The sequence below is a fragment of the Pantoea sp. sgz302252 genome, assembly GCF_042610525.1.
Taxonomy (GTDB): domain Bacteria; phylum Pseudomonadota; class Gammaproteobacteria; order Enterobacterales; family Enterobacteriaceae; genus Erwinia.
The window spans coordinates 99,873-113,402 of the sequence record NZ_JBHDVM010000015.1; the positions used below are offsets into that span (position 1 = coordinate 99,873).

The 13,530-nt window shown below is 54.7% G+C and carries 11 protein-coding genes; 10 read left to right on the top strand and 1 reads right to left on the bottom strand.

Going from position 1 to position 13,530, the window contains the following annotated elements; all coding sequences use genetic code 11:
• The first annotated feature begins 1 nt into the window (after position 1).
• The 10 genes from ACETPC_RS21165 to ACETPC_RS21210 all read left to right on the top strand — a co-directional run bounded on the left by ACETPC_RS21165 (position 2) and on the right by ACETPC_RS21210 (position 6,662).
• Entirely contained in the window at positions 2-586 is a 585-nt protein-coding gene (locus ACETPC_RS21165) for a type III secretion protein HrpD (protein ID WP_380184442.1), read from the top strand.
• Complete coding sequence (gene sctL / locus ACETPC_RS21170) at positions 573-1,163, top strand: type III secretion system stator protein SctL (protein WP_380184443.1); 591 nt, start codon at positions 573-575, stop codon at positions 1,161-1,163. Before ACETPC_RS21165 ends, sctL begins: the two co-directional genes overlap by 14 nt.
• An 84-nt stretch (positions 1,164-1,247) precedes the next feature.
• Positions 1,248-1,475, top strand: a complete 228-nt coding sequence (locus ACETPC_RS21175) for an HrpF protein (RefSeq protein ID WP_380184444.1) — start codon at positions 1,248-1,250, stop codon at positions 1,473-1,475.
• Positions 1,462-1,845 carry a type III secretion system chaperone gene (locus tag ACETPC_RS21180; protein WP_380184445.1) on the top strand — a complete coding sequence of 128 codons (384 nt, stop codon included), beginning with the start codon at positions 1,462-1,464 and terminating at the stop codon, positions 1,843-1,845. The genes ACETPC_RS21175 and ACETPC_RS21180 overlap by 14 nt, the downstream gene beginning before the upstream one ends.
• 13 nt (positions 1,846-1,858) lie before the next feature.
• Positions 1,859-3,952, top strand: a complete 2,094-nt coding sequence (sctC, locus tag ACETPC_RS21185; protein ID WP_380184446.1) for a type III secretion system outer membrane ring subunit SctC — start codon at positions 1,859-1,861, stop codon at positions 3,950-3,952.
• A gap of 10 nt (positions 3,953-3,962) precedes the next feature.
• Complete coding sequence (gene hrpT, locus ACETPC_RS21190) at positions 3,963-4,148, top strand: HrpT family type III secretion system protein (protein ID WP_380184447.1); 186 nt, start codon at positions 3,963-3,965, stop codon at positions 4,146-4,148.
• A gap of 177 nt (positions 4,149-4,325) precedes the next feature.
• Positions 4,326-5,498 (top strand): pentapeptide repeat-containing protein, encoded by a 1,173-nt coding sequence (locus tag ACETPC_RS21195; protein ID WP_380184448.1) that lies wholly within the window; start codon positions 4,326-4,328, stop codon positions 5,496-5,498.
• 34 nt (positions 5,499-5,532) lie between these two features.
• A complete protein-coding gene (locus tag ACETPC_RS21200) occupies positions 5,533-5,850 on the top strand; it encodes a hypothetical protein (RefSeq protein ID WP_380184449.1) in 318 nt (105 codons plus the stop codon).
• A gap of 135 nt (positions 5,851-5,985) precedes the next feature.
• Positions 5,986-6,225, top strand: a complete 240-nt coding sequence (locus ACETPC_RS21205; RefSeq protein WP_380184450.1) for a type II toxin-antitoxin system Phd/YefM family antitoxin — start codon at positions 5,986-5,988, stop codon at positions 6,223-6,225.
• A gap of 2 nt (positions 6,226-6,227) precedes the next feature.
• Positions 6,228-6,662, top strand: coding sequence for a type II toxin-antitoxin system VapC family toxin (locus ACETPC_RS21210; RefSeq protein WP_380184451.1), 435 nt, complete (start codon positions 6,228-6,230; stop codon positions 6,660-6,662).
• A 57-nt stretch (positions 6,663-6,719) separates the two neighbouring features.
• Here ACETPC_RS21210 and ACETPC_RS21215 read toward each other — a convergent pair whose 3' ends face one another.
• On the bottom strand, positions 6,720-13,520 hold the full coding sequence (locus tag ACETPC_RS21215; protein WP_380184452.1) for an Ig-like domain-containing protein: 6,801 nt from the start codon (positions 13,518-13,520) through the stop codon (positions 6,720-6,722).
• Positions 13,521-13,530: the final 10 nt, after the last annotated feature.

Genomic DNA, 13,530 nt, shown 5'->3' on the forward strand with positions numbered 1-13,530 from the left:
GATGAACGCACAGCAGGAGTCTGTCGCCGCCTGGCTGCACTGGTGGCAGCAGGGCTGGTGGCAACAGGCGGATGCAAGCTGGCCGTCCGGCTTTTTCGCCCTGCCTTTGCCGCAGCGGCAAAGTCTGGCCTGGCAGCAGCCGCAGGCTATCGCCGCCAGCTTCGGCATCGCCCCTGCTCTGCCACCGGAGCCGCACGAGCGTCTGCTGCAGCTGATCGAGCTGGACGAGGATCGCTGGCACCGTCTGCTGGCTTTACTTGCCGCCATCTGCGCCCCGCAAATGGCGCCGCCAGAGCTGAACGGCGGCGATTTAGTCTGGTGCCGACGCCTGAACAAAGCGCTGCGCTGCGGCGCCTGGCTTGACGCCGCCTGTTTTCAGCCCTGGCCCGTCGGCGGCCTGCTGCTGCTGCGTACCCTGCATCCGGAAAGCTGGCCGCGCCTGCGCCTGCGCTTCCCGTATGAATGGGTGAAACAGCTGGAAGAGTATCCCGCGCTGGTACTGCCCGTCTCCCGACTGGCCGCGCTTTACGATGCGGCCCTCTGGCAGTGTCGCCAATCAGGAGCCGAACCCCATGTTGACAGTTAAAAAACTGGCGGTACTGACTCCGCCCGTCGGGCCGCTGCTGACCAGCGACCAGCTTGTAGCCCACCAGCAGGCGCTGAGTTTGCTGCAAATGGCGGAACAGCAGGCTCAGGCGCGGCTGGCGCAGGCAGAAGAAGAGGCCGAAGCGCTGCTGGCCGCCGCTCAGGCGCGTGCGGATGAAGCCGTAGCCGCACAGCAACAGGCTTTCGTCGCTCGGGCAGAAGAGTTGTTCGCCGACTGGCAGGAACAGCAGCAAAAGTGGCAGGAAGCGCTAATCCCGCGCGCCGAGGCGCTGCTGCAACAGGCTATGGGCCAGCTGCTGGCAGAGTTGCCCGAAGAGGCGCGGCTGGAGGCGATGCTGCGGCAGCTACAGCAGGCGCAGGGCCGCCAGACCAACGCCACGCTAAGCTGCGCGCCCGCCAGGCTGGCGCAAGCCGAAAGCTGGCTGGAGCAGCGGCCGCTGGAGTGGCAGCTTGTCGCCGACAGCTCGCTGCCGAGCGATACGCTGCGGCTTGCTACCGACAACGGCGAGCTGAGCCTGAGCTGGGTTCAGGTTGAGGCGGCGCTAATCCCCTCCTAGCCCGGCCAACTATTTTTTTGTTGCCCCGGAACCTGCCCGTCTTCTCAGCCACTTAACGGTAACCCTATACCGGAGAGTGCAACCATGAGCAATGACGATGCGATCCAGCGCCGCCTGACCAGTCAGGTAGTGCACGCCCAGAAAGATATGTATCAGTTCGCGCAGAACAGTCAGGACCAGCCGTTTAACGTTAGTGATATGTACGCCTTTCAAAATGAAATGCTCGACCTTTCCAATGCCAACTGGGCCAGCTCGCAATATACCCAGTACAAACACGGCATTCGCAAGGCGATAATAGATGCCATCAACTGACGTCGCCGATCTAATCGAAACCTGTCTGAATAGCGCCAGCGGCGAGCTGGCGCTGTGGATCGATGAGATGCCCATCCGGCTACAGCGGCTGCCCGGCGGCTGGTTTTTTTTCGCTGAGCTACAGCTGCCCGCAGTAGCGGACGAGCGGCTGATGCGCCAGGCGCTGAAGCTGACCGGCCCGGCGCTGCTGCACTATGGCGAGCAAACCGCCGCCCTTTGCCTTAATCCGCAGCGTGAGACGCTTTGTCTGCTGCTGCGGCTGACCAGCGACCGGCTCGATGAAGCCGTCGCCCTGCTGGAAAGTCTCTGCAACCAGTGCGAAATCTGGCAGGAGACCCTGCTTTCGTTAATGCGGCCAACGAGCCTGTAACAAGGAGAGAAGCGTGCCTACGCCGTCTGCTTTTTTACCCTTTCGCCCCCTGCTACTCGCGCTGGCGATTGGGCTTTCCATCTCACACAGTTATGCCAGCACGCCGGAAGAGTGGCGCGATGGCGCCTACGCCTATTCTGCCGACAATACGCCGCTCAGCGTAATCCTGCAGGATTTCGCCGGGAGTCACGGTGTGGATGTCAATGTCGCTGGCCTGCCCGATACTTTTGTCACTGCCCGGCTGCGTTCCGACAATGCGGAAGCTTTTTTGAACCGGCTGGCGCTGGAGTATCGCTTCCAGTGGTTCGTCTATAACAACACGCTCTACGTCAGTCCGCAGTCGCAGCAGACTTCTCGCCGCCTGAAGATCAGCCCGGACGCCGCGCCCGACCTTAAACAGGCGTTACAGGGCGTTGGCCTGCTGGAATCGCGTTTCGGCTGGGGCGAGTTACCGGATGACGGCGTGGTGCTGGTTACCGGGCCACCGAAGTATGTCGAGCTGATTGCGGAGTTCAGCAAAAAGTCGGAGCCGGAAACCAGCGAAGACAAACAGATGATGGCATTTCCGCTGAAATATGCCGACGTTGCGGATCGTACTATCAAATATCGCAACCAGACGCTGGTAGTACCCGGCGTGGCTACCATGCTTAACGAACTGCTGGGGCAAAACAGCAATGGTTCCGCGAACGGCACTACTACCACGCAAAACGGGCGCGGCGGCAGCGACAGCCCTTATCAGGCAATGCAGAGCGAAAGCCGCAGTATTATGGAGCAGATGATTGGCCGCAATACCCGGCTGGGACGCAGCAACGAGCAGCCATCCGGCAAAACGCTACAGGGCAAAGTCTCTGCCGACGTACGCAATAACACGCTGCTGGTACGCGACAATAAAAAGCTGCGCGCGGAGTATCAGGAGCTGGTCAGGATGATCGACGTGCCGCAGAAGCTGATTGAAATCGACGCGGTTATCGTCGATATCGATCGTAACGAGCTGGCGCGGCTTTCCACTAACTGGTCAGGTCAGTTTGGCAACGTCACTGCTGGCGCTTCAATGCTGAACGGCGCCAGCACGCTTTTCGTTACCGATTTCAACCGCTTTTTTGCCGATATCCAGGCGCTGGAAGGCGAAGGCACCGCTTCCATTATTGCCAATCCTTCGGTGCTGACGCTGGAAAACCAGCCTGCGGTAATCGACTTCAGCAATACCGCCTTTATCACCGCTATCGGCGAACGAGTAGCGGATATCAGGGAAGTCACGGCGGGCACCAGCCTGCGCGTAACGCCGCGCTCTATTGGCGATAACCCGGACAAGGCCGCCGTGCAGCTGGTGGTGGACGTAGAAGACGGCAAGCTGGATAAAAACGAGGACGGCAGCGCGCAGGGCACGGAAAATGGCGTTATCAGCACCCAGGCGCTGGTGCAGGAAAAACGCTCGCTGGTGATGGGCGGTTTTCACACCAAGCAGAGCGGTGACGATGAGGAGCGCGTACCAATCCTGGGCAAAATCCCGCTGCTGGGTAAGCTCTTTACCTCTAACAACCACACTACTTCACAGCGCGAGCGGCTATTTATCATCACGCCGCATCTGATTGGCGACCAGGTCGATCCTTCCCGCTACGTTGACGCGCAAAATAGTGCGCAGGTCAACGATACGTTGCGGGATATTAACCGCCGCCACCAGTTTGGCGATATGAAACGCACGATCGAGAATGCGATGCAGGATTTGGCCGAAAGCCGCCAGCCAGGCGGGTTGCAGACAAGCCAGTCGGGCCTGCCGCTTGGCTCGCTCTGTTCGGTGCCGCTGACCTTCCGCGCCAGTGCTCGCCAGCAGTGGTACGGCAATGGTGATATGCAAATTTCGGTCGGCGTGATCACCAACACCAGCGGTAAAGAGGCTCGCTTTGATGAATCTTTCTGTCGTGGCGATCGCACGCTGGCCGTAGCCGCCTGGCCGCATACCCGACTACAGCCGGGCGAATCGACTGAGGTATACGTCGCTTATGATACTAAAGCGCCAGCCAGACCGGGCCGCATCTCGCTGTTGCAGTCGGCACCGGTGCCGCTAACCAGCAGCGGCGCATCCTCTTCTCGCCTGCTGTCTCGCTAAAGGAGTAATAATGAAAAAGCCGCTATTTATTCTGCTGCTGGCGATGCTGCTGACCGCCTGCGCAAAGCCAAAATTCGCGGGCTGCAATGATATCTCATGCCGCCCGATTTCGGACGAACGGGCAATAACAATCTGGTGGCAGCCGGATATGCGCAACGGCCCGTTTGATTATTCACAGGCGTCGGTCAACCAGTGAGCTCTGTCATGCTGTTAATAACAAAGCGCAAGCTTAATTAATATGAATTACGGTCGTTCACTGAAAATTTTTTGCTATAGTCCCTGTCAGTGAATGACCATTAACGGAAGCAAAAAACCAAATTAACCACAGCAACATCCATGCCTGACCAATTATAATTAATACAGGGATATCAAAATGAAAGCCAATTACACACCAGAAAGAAAACCGCCACTACCGTTCGCAAATGGGATAAGAGAAAATATAAAAAACCCTACAGAAAGCACAACACCAAAAAAAATAATTAATTTTTTCTCGATTGATAAACATAAAGAAGTAGATGATGAGAAACGTTTTCTGATAGCTGAGAAACTCACTGCCGCCCTTGAAAACACTGATAAAGAAGCAGTAATGATGGGTATAAGATTATTTTTAGATGATATTTATGGCTATAACCTGTCGTTTCAGTATGCCGGTGAAGAGGCGAATGCATTTACTGTCACTATGACCAAAGACGGTATAACGGAACAGCGTAATATTGATGCGAATTTTTTTATTAATTTATGCCGTCTGGTCACCCTGGAAAGATATCTTAAACTCTCCTGTCACTCTTTGAGCTTTACCGACACCGGAAAAATCTGTCTGGCCAACGCTAATCTGACCAATGCTGATCTGGCGGACGCAAATCTGTCAGATATAGATTTTTCTACTGCCATTCTCGCCAACGCTAACCTCAGTAATGCCAACCTGCAGGGCGCAAATTTGCTCAATGCCGATCTTTCCGGCGCTAATTTGACTAATGCCGATCTAAAAGGGGCGACGCTGCTCAATGCCAGTCTTTCTTCTGCTAATCTCTCCGGTGCCGACCTGAGCTGCGTTAATATGTTTAACGCAAATTTTTCTAATGCGTATTTGCCCAGTGCCAACCTGAGTGGCTCAAGCCTGATAAACGCTAATTTTAATCATGCAGATCTGTCCAGAGTAACGCTTAACAGGTCGGTTCTGGTTAAAACAATATTGACGAATACAAAGCTGCTCAGCGCACAACTTCAGGACGCAAATCTGAACAAGGCAAATCTGGCGGAGGCAAACCTGGAGAAGGCTGACCTGGCCAGGTCAACCCTGTGTGGGGCAAATCTGAACCAGACAAATTTAATCAAGGCCGATCTGACAGACGTGGAAATGAACGGCGTAAATCTGACTGATGCAAACCTCACCAACGCAAATCTCCTCGGCGCAAATTTAACTGGTGCTAATTTAACCGATGCCATTCTTATAAATGCAAACCTGAAAGAGGTAAACCTGCTCTATGCAAACGTCAACAATGCCAAACTGTCTGATAAAAGCCCGGAATCGATGAAACCGATATGATCCGAACAAATTTCGCTAATATCGCATCCAGCCAGTGAGACATGTTGATACTATAGCGGCCTTTTTGGCTGCCTGGCAGCGTAACGAGGCGTGCCGCTGGCAGGATGCTGCTGATTACGAGCTTCGGTTTCTACCCTACCCTTCGCCGGTATTACAGCTGCTTCCCGGCAGATTTTCCCGGTTCCGACTGCGTGAGGCACTGAGCCGCCGCTTTCTTACCCCCGATCGCTACGATGGCTGCTTTCTGACTATGACGAGCGATGGCGCGCCAATGCTAATCAAAACGTTAAATTCTGGAGACGTGCCGCAGGATTCGATCGCCGCGCTTTACGCGCTGGCGGATGCAGCGTAATCATAGTGACTCAACACAAGGAAAGCTGGACAGGATCTCGTTTGCTGCTGCTTTTATTTTGACCAATGCCAGGCACAGGCGTAGATTATTTTTTCAACATCATGTTTGCATCCTGACCAACTTTCCGGAGGAGTCATGCAGAAAATGAATCTGTACGAAGCGAAAACTCACTTTTCCAAAGTTATTACCCAGGTGGCGGAAACGGGCGAGGCTTATCTGATTACCCGTAACAGTAAACCGATGGCGAAAATAGTGCCGCTAACCGCCCAGGAAAAAACGCCCCGCATTGGCTTTATGCAGGGGAAAATCACTGCGCCAGATAATTTTAACCAGCTGAGCAGCGATGAGATCGCCGATCTTTTTTATGGAGAATAATTATGCCGGTACGCAAGGAAGCTCTTTCCGCTATCCCTTCGGCTTCGTACCTGCTGGATACGCATATCCTGATCTGGGCAGCGGGCCAGCCGGAGAAACTCAGCAAGCGGGTTATCGATATACTGATCAACGACAATAATCGCTTCTTTTTCTCTCCCGCCAGCCTGCAAGAAATAAGCATCAAAACGGCGCTCAACAAGCCAGATTTTAATATTGATGCGCGGGCGCTGGCGAAAGGGCTACAGGAGGCGGGCTATCTTGAACTCCCCCTTTACGCCAGGCATGCCTGTGACCTTGCGAATCTACCCGCCATGCATAAAGATCCTTTCGATCGGCTACTGGTGGCGCAGGCAAAAGCAGAGGCGATAAGTTTTATCACCAATGATGAGAAAATTATCAATGGCTGCGCCGGCTACGTGGAGATAGTGAGCTGCTGAATTTGGTGGTAAAACAGGCCTGACTCTGTAAAAGAGTCAGGCCCGATATAGCGGAGATCAGTTGCTGTAGATATTTACATCATGAGATTGCAGGATGCCCGAGTCGATACGCTTATTGCCAACAGGTACATTAAAATAATTTGTAGAAGCTGGCGAGGTTGTCGTAGCTGTAAACTCGACATTACCCGAACCTTGTAGGGTAACGTTAACCTTCATCGCATCGTCTATTGAACAGTGGCCGATGCCGCCGCCGCTGCCCGGCGGCTCAATAAAGCCGATATCGCCAACGGTATTCGCTATACCTTTAGCGGCAAAGTCAAACTCAAGCGTATTGGCCACGCCGCCAATAGTTTTACCATAGTCGTTCATCCATGACTGACTTTCACTAATGGGCACAGAGCAGTTCTGTTTACTTTTACCATCAAGGCTATATAAGTAAACTGCGCCATTTACCGTATCGGAAGTGAGCCTGATTTTTCCGTCCCAGTTCTCGCTTTTCTCCTTCAGCTTAATATAAAAACCGAGCCCGGAAGCGATATACTTCTCGTTATTAGCGGCGGTAGGCGTACAGACATAGCCCGAGTGATAGGTCAGACCGCCGCAAAGGATGGGCGCTATCGATAATACGCCCAGCCGGATGCCATTTGGCGGTATTAAATAGTATTCTTCCATATCCGGTTGCCACAGGCTGTAATTCTCCATTTTGACTGTTAAAAAGTAGGTCGAGGTGGTGCTTTTTGAACTGACCACGGTTTTATAGCCGGAGGTGGTTAATGTCGCCGCCGTATCGGTGGAAGAAAAACCGATCTTTAACCCTTCAACCAGGCGGCCCAGCGCATCCACCGGCCGGAAAGTGACCGTCATCTTATCCGTGCCGTTATTTAACAGATTCCTTTTATCGAAAGTGATGCCTGACAAGCCTGGCGAGACGTAGGTGCTAAAGGTAGTATTGAAGCGCTCACCAAAACCATCGGCTTCGATAATAAAATCATTGTTCCCGCTTAATGTGGAAGCAATATTAACAGCGCCCTGGCCATCCTGATTAGTGGTGCCGCTAATTGGCGCGAAATTGTTATTAATCGCCATTTCCGCATTGCCTGGCGTGATGGTAAACCTGACGCCCGTCAACCTGTTTCCATCCTTGCCGTAAAAATTGAAGCGAACATAGTTTACCTGCTTGCCGTCTGCCACCGCCAAATCTGTAGTGGCAGAGTCAATTTCTATACGGCTCACGCTTGAGTTATTTACCAGCGATAACGTGTCGGTTACTCCTATAGCTGCCGCATCGGCACCGTTAATCGTTGGCATAATATTGGCGGTGCCCGCCGTCGTACCTGCCGTTAAAATTGCCTGGTAGTAGCCGCTCACTTTGTTATAGCTCCAGACGCCGACTGTTAGATCCGTGGCGGTTCCGGTAATAACCTGGGAAAGCGAGTCAACAGTCAGATAATCGATAAGGTTGCCGTACTTATCCTTAGGTGTAAATTGTAGCAGGCTTGTTTGCTTGCCATTAGCGGCGATACTGGCCGGAAAAGCTTTTATAGACGACTGCGAAATATCTATATCGCCCGCGGTTAAGGCCAGTATATTTTCGGCTTTCCGCGAAATAGCATCCACACCGTTCACCACCGGAATAACCAGCAGGCTGCCTGTTGATGTTCCCGCCGTAGCCATAGCTGTGTACTGATTATTACTATATGACCAGCCGCTGAGTTTTATCGCCGTAGCGCTCATTCCCGTTATCGCCGAAGCGATAGCTGAGGTATTGAGATCGGTGATGATGTTACCGAACTCATCCCGTGGGACAAAGATGAGGGTTGAAGTAGACTGATTATCAGCCTTGATACTGGCCGGACTGGCTTTAATGGTGGATCTGTCGGTGGACACCGCTCCGGCCTTAAAGAGGATATCCAGTACGCCTTTGACATCAGTGCCTTTCACGACAGCGGTCACGGTGACGGTTTCAGCCGTGGTGTCGCCAACTTCCGGCCTGGTGGCGATAGCGCCGTTGGCGTCAGAATTTACGCTGGCAGGATAAACGCCAGGCTTGCCACCCGCGCTGCCCGATACGCTCAGGTTAAGCTGCTGGTTGGGTATTTTGTGCCCGTACGCATCCTCAACGCTAATTACCAGCGGATAGTTGGTCTCTTTACTGGCTACCGCCTCGCTGCCGCCATCGGCCATAGCGATGGCGACTTTAGCCACTGCTCCGCGGATAAAACTGACTCTTTTATCGGCGTTAATGCTTGCTGTGGCCAGGTACTGTGCACTGACCTGAATATCGTTGACCAGATGGGTGCTGGTCATCTCAACGATGGCTTGACCGTTCTTATCGATTTGGCTGCTTTCCGGTAAGTTTACCTGCGCGCCCTTATCCTGCATCCATTTGATGGTATAACCCGACTGCTTCATGATCCAGTTGCCATTGCCATCAACCAGCTGGGCCGTGAAGCTAAAGCTGTCGGTGCCGTTCGCTACTTTGCTCAGCGTATTGTCGTTAAGCGTTACCCAACCTACTCTTGCCGTGCTGATATCGGCGATAAAGCTGACTTCCTTATCCGCGTTTACGCTCGCCGCCGATCCGGCTGTTGCGCTGACCATCATGTCATACGATGCCCTGGTCGTACTGGTCAGCGTGATGGTCGCCTGGCCGCTGGCGTTGGTTTTGCCGTTTATGGCAATACGCGTATATTCGCTGTCGTATCCCGCTACAGCTGGTGTTACCTCCATCCCCGACAGCGGATTACCGTTGCCGTCAACCACCGTCACCGTATAGCTGAAACTGTTGCTGCCGTTCGCTATTTTTTCCTGCACGTCGTCGTTAAGGACGACAGTGCCTACCTGGGCCGTATTGCTGTCAGCGGTAAAGCTCACTTTTTTATCCGCATCTACGGCTGATGTCGTGCCTGCTTTCGCACTTACAAGGATGTCAGAGGACGTTTTAGTGCCGCTGGTCAACACAATCGTGGTCTGCCCGCTGGCGTCGGTTTCGCCCTCGGCGGCTACGCGCACGTTTTCGCTGTCCGATGCGGCTGGTATTACTTCCACGCCGGGAACCGGATTGCCGTTGCCGTCAACCACCGTTACCCTATAGCTGAAGCTGTTGCTACCGTTAGCTACTTTGCTCAGGATATCGCCGATAAGCGTGACCGTACTTACCTGCGCCGTTGCGTTGTCGGCGGTAAAGCTCACTTTTTTATCCGCGCTGGCGCTGGCCGCTGTACCCGTTTTCGCGCTTACAAGGATGTCATACGACGCCTTAGTACTGCTGGTCAGCGTAATAGTTGTCTGGCCGCTGGCATCGGTTTTGCCTTCGGCGGCCACGCGCACGTTTTCGCTGTCAGAAGCGGTTGGCGTTACCTCCATGCCCGGAACCGCGTTGCCGTTGCCGTCAACCACTATCACCGTGTAGCTGAAGCTGTTGCTGCCATCCGCCACCTTGCTTACAACATCGCCGATAAGCGCAACCCTGCTTACCTGGGCCGTATTGCTGTCAGCGGTAAAACTCACTTTTTTATCCGCATCCACGGCTGGTGTCGTGCCTGCTTTCGCGCTCACAAGAACGTCGTAAGAGGCCTTAGTGCTGCTGGTCAGCGTAATAATTGCCTGGCCGCTGGCGTCAGTTTTGCCCTCGGCGGCCACGCGTACATTATCGCTGTCCGATGCGGCCGGCGCTATTTCCACTTCAGGAACCGGGTTGCCGTTGCCGTCAACCACCGTCACCCTGTAGCTGAATCTGCTGTTGCCGTCTGCCACCTTGCTTACAACATCGTCGATAAGCGCAACCGTACTGACCTGCGCCGTGCTGTTGTCAGCGATAAAACTCACCGTTTTATCCGCGTTTACGCTTGCCGAAGTGCCTGCTTTCGCCCTCACCATAATGTCATAGGCCGCTTTTGTGCTGCTGGTCAGCGTAATCGTCGTCTGGCCGCTGGCGTTGGTTTTGCTTTCGGCAACAACTTGCATGCCAGCGCCCATGTTATCTGCGGCGGAAGGTATAACCTCTGCTCCGGCAACCGGATTGCCATTGCTGTCAATTACCGTCACCGTATAGCTAAAGCTGCTGCTGCCGTTCGCCACCTTGCTGACGATATTGCCGTTAAGCGTAACCGAGCTAACTTTCGCCGAATCACTGTCTGCGGTAATGATATAGATCCCTGAAACGACCTCGCCGTTCCAGCCGGAGAGTTCCAGGGTCGCTTTCAGCCCTGTTCCCGCCGTTTTCGCCACGTAAGCGCGAGTATAGATGCCTGAATTACCTTTTTCCGTCCAGTTGCTGCCTGGCTTCACCTCTGCATTAGCCACAGTTACCGACGACGCCAGCAGGTTGCTTAATCCCGACACGCTATTGTTGTTGCTATCCTTCAGCGTGACCGTCACCTGCATCTCGCTGTCTGCCACATAGCTGTCTTTATCCACGGTAATAGCAGAGGTGGCTTTCGCCGGTTCGCCTGCGGTGATGCTGTAAAAATTAGATTTCTTTTGCCCGTCGGATAACGTCAGGATTGCCGTAAGGTTTTCGCCTGCGGTCTTCGCCATATAGGTGCGAATATAGGTGCCTTTAACGCTGGTTTCTGCCCAGCCGCTACCGGCTTTAGCTTCTGCATTGGCAACCTCTACCCTGTCTGCCAGCGTATTATCCTGCCCCGACACGCTGTTGCCGTTGCTGTCTTTCAGCACCACGGTGATCAGCATCTCTTCGCCCGCCGTATAGCTATTCCTGTTTACGGCGATGGACGAGCTGGCCTGCGCCGCCGCGCCTGCGGTAATGCTATAGGCGTCGGAAAGCTGATTACCGTCGGCGAATTTAAGCATCGCCTTCAGGTTCTCGCCTGCAAGCTGCGCCACATAAGCACGGGTATAGGTGCCAGGCGTGCTGGATTCCGTCCAGCTACTGCCTGCTTTCGCTTCCGCATTGGCTACCGTTACCCTCGCCGCCAGCGTGCTGCTTTGCCCTGGCGCCGCATTGCCGTTGCTATCCTTCAGCACTACGGTAACCAGTATCTCCGTGCCCGCCGTATAGCTGTCTTTGTCTACGGCTATGCCCGAGTTCGTTTGCACTGCCGCGCCCGCAGTAATGCTATAAAGGCTGGAGGTCTGGCTGCCATCCGCCAGTTTCAGCGTCGCCTTCAGGTTTTCACCTGCGGTTTTCGCCAGATAAGTGCGGGTATAGCTGCCCGGGGTACTGGTTTCTGCCCAGCTGCTGCCCGCTTTGGCTTCCGCATTTGGCACAGTGACGGCGTCCGTTAGTATCGCTGCCTGACCATTTGCCTGATTACCCTGCTCATCCTTCAGCATGACCGTGACCAGGATATCCGTATCAGCCGTATAGCTTGCTTTATCCACCGCGATCGCCGAGCTGACTGCCGTTGCCGCGCCTGCGGTGATGTTATAGAGGTTGGAGGTTTGCTGTCCGTCAACCAGGTTCAGCGTTGCCGCCAGCTTCTCGCCTGTGGTTTTCGCCAGATAAGTGCGTGTATAAACGCCAGCATTGCCGCTTTCCGTCCAGTTACTGCCTGGCTTCGCTTCCGCATTGGCTACGGTCACCCTTGCCGCCAGTGCGCCAGCCTGCCCCGAAGCTGCGTTGTTATTGCTGTCTTTTAGCGTAACCGTCACCTGGATATCCATGCCAGCCGTATAGTTCGCCCTGTCCACGGCGATAGCGGAGTTTGCCTGCGCTGCTGCGCCTGCGACAATGCTGTATGCGCCGGAAGTCTGACTGCCGTCGGCCAGCCTCAGCATCGCCTTAAGGTTTTCGCCTGCCGTTTTTGCCAGGTAAATGCGGGTGTAAATGCCAGCAGTGTTGCTTTCCGTCCAGCTGCTACCCGCTTTCGCTTCTGCATTCGGTACTGCGACCGCATCCCCCAGGATCGCCGCCTGGCCGTTTGCCATATTGCCCTGCGCATCCTTCAGCGTCACCGTGACCTGCATATCCGCGCCCGCCGTGTAGCTGGTTTTATCCAGCGTAATACCGGAGTTTGCCTGGATCGCCGCGCCTGCGGTAATGCTGTAAGCGCCGGAATGCTGAGTTCCGTCGGGTAAGTTCAGCGTTGCCGTCAGGTTCTCGCCCGAGATTTTTGCCACGTAAGTGCGCACATAGACGCCAGTGCTGCCGGTTTCCGTCCAGCCGCTGCCCGCCTTCGCTTCCGCGTTCGGCACAGTGACCGCATTCGCCAGCGCTGCCGCCTGGCCGCCCGCCATATTGCCCTGTGCGTCCTTCAGCGTCACCGTGACCTCTATTTCGGTGCCTGCGATGTAGTTGGTTTTATCCAGACTGACAGTAGAGGTGCCACTTGCCGGTTTGCCTGAGACGAAAGTCACCTCCACCGACTGGCTGCTGTCGTTAAGCGAAGCCGTTATTTTGGAAAGACCGGCTTTGATACTGGTCAGGGCGATCTCAGCCGTACCATCGCTAAGCGTCAGCACGCTATCCGCAATACGGGCGCCGTTACTGGCCGTCAGCGCGACGCTGGCGCCGCTGACCGGATTATCATAAAGATCTTTTACTCCAAGCCTGACGCTGTTTTCTTCTATGCCATCGGCTGTCGCGTTGTCTTTAACGATAACCAGACTGGTTACCACAGCGTTGATCTGATTAGCGCTAATGCTGTAGGTGTTCTCTGACGCTTTATTCCAGCCGCTCAGATTCAGCGTGGCCGTGAGATCCTCGCCCACCGTTGTCGCCGTCCAGGCGCGCACGTAGGTGCCCGGCGCGCTTTCCTCCCAGCCGCTGCCCGCTTTCACCACCGCGTTCGGCACCGTCACCGCGCTGCCGTTCAGCGTGTGGCTCCTGCCCGTCACCGCGTTGTTTTCCGCGTCCTTCAGCACCACGCTCACCGTGATGTCGTCGCCCGCCACGTAGCGCGTC

Excerpts from the sequence above, each read along its gene's own strand:
- ACETPC_RS21165 (WP_380184442.1), top strand. The coding sequence starts at position 2 with ATGAACGCACAGCAGGAGTCTGTCGCCGCCTGGCTGCACTGGTGGCAG.
- sctL (WP_380184443.1), top strand. The coding sequence starts at position 573 with ATGTTGACAGTTAAAAAACTGGCGGTACTGACTCCGCCCGTCGGGCCG.
- ACETPC_RS21175 (WP_380184444.1), top strand. The coding sequence starts at position 1,248 with ATGAGCAATGACGATGCGATCCAGCGCCGCCTGACCAGTCAGGTAGTG.
- ACETPC_RS21180 (WP_380184445.1), top strand. The coding sequence starts at position 1,462 with ATGCCATCAACTGACGTCGCCGATCTAATCGAAACCTGTCTGAATAGC.
- hrpT (WP_380184447.1), top strand. The coding sequence starts at position 3,963 with ATGAAAAAGCCGCTATTTATTCTGCTGCTGGCGATGCTGCTGACCGCC.
- ACETPC_RS21195 (WP_380184448.1), top strand. The coding sequence starts at position 4,326 with ATGAAAGCCAATTACACACCAGAAAGAAAACCGCCACTACCGTTCGCA.
- ACETPC_RS21205 (WP_380184450.1), top strand. The coding sequence starts at position 5,986 with ATGCAGAAAATGAATCTGTACGAAGCGAAAACTCACTTTTCCAAAGTT.
- ACETPC_RS21210 (WP_380184451.1), top strand. The coding sequence starts at position 6,228 with ATGCCGGTACGCAAGGAAGCTCTTTCCGCTATCCCTTCGGCTTCGTAC.